This is a genomic window from Trueperella sp. (genome assembly GCF_043424875.1).
In the GTDB taxonomy this organism is placed as follows: Bacteria; Actinomycetota; Actinomycetes; order Actinomycetales; family Actinomycetaceae; genus Trueperella.
Genome location: NZ_JBHWPL010000064.1, coordinates 1 through 3,274 on the forward strand (window position 1 = coordinate 1; position 3,274 = coordinate 3,274).

Genomic DNA, 3,274 nt, shown 5'->3' on the forward strand with positions numbered 1-3,274 from the left:
AGGCGACGTCGCTGTGACGTCGGCCAACCTGCGGTAAACCATCGAGAGGAAGGCGCCCGAGAGGTTGTGCCACACGGAGAAGATGACGGCCGGCAGCGCCGTTTCTGGCGTGAAGTAGGTGCGCGAGAGTGTTGCCGCAAGTCCCGAGTTTTGCATGCCGACCTCAACGGAGACGGTGCGCGCCACGCGGTCGCTGAAGCGGAAAACCTTGGCTGACAGATAGCCGAGGAGGTAGCCAAACAGGTTGTGCAAGATGACCGCCGCGAAGATCGCCACGCCAGCAGTCGCGAATGCCTCGGACGAACCGGGGATAACACCGGCAACGACGCCGCAGATACCGATCGTCGAGATCCACGGCAGGGCGGGAAGAATCTTGTCGATAACCTTCGGGATAACGAGGCGCAGAACCAGACCTGCGATAACCGGAATGAGGACCGTCTTCACGATGGACCACGCCATGGAACCGCCGTCGATCTCCATGTAGGTGCCCGCCAGCCACTGAACAAGAATCGGGGTCATGAGCGGCGCGAGGAGGGTGGAGATGGAGGTCATCGTCACCGAGAGCGCCACGTCAGCTTTCGCCAGATAGGAAATAACGTTGGACGACGTGCCGCCGGGCGCACAGCCCACGAGGATCACGCCCACCGCGATGGCGTCTGGCAGATTGAGCGCCTTGACGAGGAGTACGGCCATCAACGGCATGAGGACGTACTGGGCGATAACGCCGAGAAGAATCGGGAGCGGGCGGATGAAGACGAGCTTGAAATCGGGCAGGGTAAGCGTGAGTCCCATGCCGAACATGATGATTCCAAGCAGCGTCGATACGTGCGGGGTGATGTTCGAGGCCGCCCCCGGGAATGCGAACGCCCAGACGGCGGCGATAACGATCAGAATTGGGAAGAAGGTGACGGCGACGAGGGCCGCCCGATCTTCTGCCGACCGCTTCGGTTGTGCATTTTCTGTGATTGCGTTTTCAGACATGGCGCCATTGTTCCGCGCACTATCCACGATACGAAATCGCGTATCACATAGCGGGATGGGTCAATGGCGCCCAGCGGGCTAGCCGAGCTCGCTCAGCACCGCCGGCGCAGCCTCCTGCCAGCGCTGTTTCCAATCCCCAATCGGCGCCACTCCGATGGCGTCGAGTGAATCGTGTCCGAGCACGGAATACGCGGGGCGCGGGGCCGGGCGGTTGAAAGCGGCCGCCGTCGTCTCCCCTACGATCGCGGGATCCTTGCCGTAAGCCGCCATGATCTCCTTGGTGAAGCCGTGCCAATTCGTCTGACCAGACGAGGTGCCGTGATAAATTCCCGCCGGCGCTGCCGCATCCACGAGGCGGATGACGAGGTCGGCTAGATCCTTCGCCCACGTCGGCTGGCCAATCTCGTCGGTCACCACCGACAGCTCGGGATGCTTATCCGAGAGCCTGGCCATCGTCTTTGGGAAACACGAGCCGTGTTCGCCGTACAGCCAGGCCGTGCGGATGATGAGATAGTCGTCGGTCTCGGCACGCACCGCCCACTCTCCGGCCGCCTTCGTGCGGCCGTATGCACTCGCCGGCGCGAGCGGGCCGTATTCGCCGTAGGGGCTCTCGCTGTCCCCGGCAAACACGTAATCGGTGGAGACGTGCACGAACCGCGCGCCGATCTCCCGCGCTTTGCGCGCAAGGAGCTGCGGGCCCACCGCGTTGACGGCGAACGCGCTCGCTTCATCTTCTTCCGCTGCGTCGACGGCCGTGTAGGCGGCACAATTGACGACGACGTCCGCGTCGGCAAGCTCATCGACGCTGGCGGGGTCGGTGATGTCCACCGCGTCACGGGTTAATGCGAGCACGTCGTCGTCGCGTTCGTTAAGTAGGCGCACGAGATCGGTTCCAAGCATTCCCGCCGCTCCGGTGATAATCCAGCGCATGTTTCTCCTTCGACGCGTGCCATCCTACCGCCAGCGCGGTGTGAGATCTGGAACGTAAGAGTTGACGTTGTGACAAAAGTGAATAGTGTTGATGTTGAGATCAGTGTCTGTGCGCACAACTTCCAAGGACGTCAATGAAGATCACCATCGCGCTGGCAAGTGCCGGCCTACTCGTTTTTCCCGGCCTCACGCTGACGACTCACACAGCTGAGGAACCCTCCGCCTACGTGTTCGACCTGTCGGCAGCGCCCATCGCTGACGCAACCGAGCCCGCGGAAGACCCGGCTCCCGCAGAAGACCCGGCTCCCGTGCAGGCTCCGAATCCCACGGACCGCGTGGAGAGCCCGCTCGCGCCAGAGGCACCCGCGCTCGATTCCCTCGAAGTTCCGGCACCGGGCAGCAACGAGCTTGCTCCCACTACGGAGAGTGAGTTCGCCACGGCGCCTATAGACACGATGCCTACAGACACGGTGCCTACAGACACGTCAGACCGGCCCCTGCGCGACGAGCCCATCGACTCGGGCGAGGAAACGGCGAAGACGGCCTCCGTTGGCGGCTTCGAACTTGTGACGGCGCCGCTGGAGACGCCCGAGTTCGCGGTTGCGGGTGTGACGTGGGAGGGTGCGTCCCCCGACGTCGTCGAGATCCGCGTGCTGACGGACGAATGGTCAGAGTGGTATTCGCTCGAAATTGACCTCGACGAGGGCGGCACCCCCGGCACCGAGCCGTACATGGCCGCCGGCGCCACCGGCATTCAGGTCCGCACGAGCGGTCCTGCCGAACCGTCGAACTTCCAGGTCGTTCTCAACACCGGCGAAGGCACGGGCGGAACAGAGGAAGAGGCTCCCATCGACGAGGCGACGATCGAGCCCGAGCCGAACACCGACGACGCCCTCGCAGAGAACGTGTCGGTCAGTACCGAGGCAACCTTCCTCCCCTCCGTCCTTCAGCGTCCAGACGACGCATTCATCCAGGCCGCAGGCCGGACGTTCGGCGACCAACCGTCGTCGTTGATGCCGACCACGCTCATGGCGCCCACTCGCAGCGTTCCCATGCCAGCGCCCAAGGTCATGAGCCGGAGCGAATGGGGTGTGGGGACGTCGACGATCTGGCCCGCCTCGAACGCGAAGCTCACCGGCGCGGTCATCCATCACACCGCGGGCGTCAACAACTACTCCGCGGCCGAGAGCCCTGGAATCGTCAGGGGCATCTGGAATTACCACACGTACGGGCGTGGCTGGGGCGACATCGGCTACAACTTCCTCGTTGACAAGTACGGAAATATCTTCGAGGGCCGCACGGGCTCGCTCGCGTCCCCGGATACGCAGATGCCGATCGGCGCGCATGCCGCACCGGGCAACAC

Annotated in this window: 2 protein-coding genes and 1 pseudogene; 1 reads left to right on the plus strand and 2 read right to left on the minus strand. The window is 63.7% G+C overall.

Features of this window, described 5'->3' with window-relative positions:
* On the minus strand, positions 1–981 hold a 981-nt coding region (locus ACHFFR_RS06125), incomplete at its 3' end, for a bile acid:sodium symporter family protein (RefSeq protein ID WP_394263384.1).
* 78 nt (positions 982–1,059) lie between these two features.
* Positions 1,060–1,911 carry a dTDP-4-dehydrorhamnose reductase gene (gene rfbD, locus ACHFFR_RS06130; protein WP_394263385.1) on the minus strand — a complete coding sequence of 284 codons (852 nt, stop codon included), beginning with the start codon at positions 1,909–1,911 and terminating at the stop codon, positions 1,060–1,062.
* 134 nt (positions 1,912–2,045) lie between these two features.
* Here rfbD and ACHFFR_RS06135 point away from each other — a divergent pair.
* Positions 2,046–3,274: pseudogene (locus tag ACHFFR_RS06135) on the plus strand (hypothetical protein); the annotation flags it as partial.

Excerpts from the sequence above, each read along its gene's own strand:
- rfbD (WP_394263385.1), bottom strand. The coding sequence starts at position 1,911 with ATGCGCTGGATTATCACCGGAGCGGCGGGAATGCTTGGAACCGATCTC.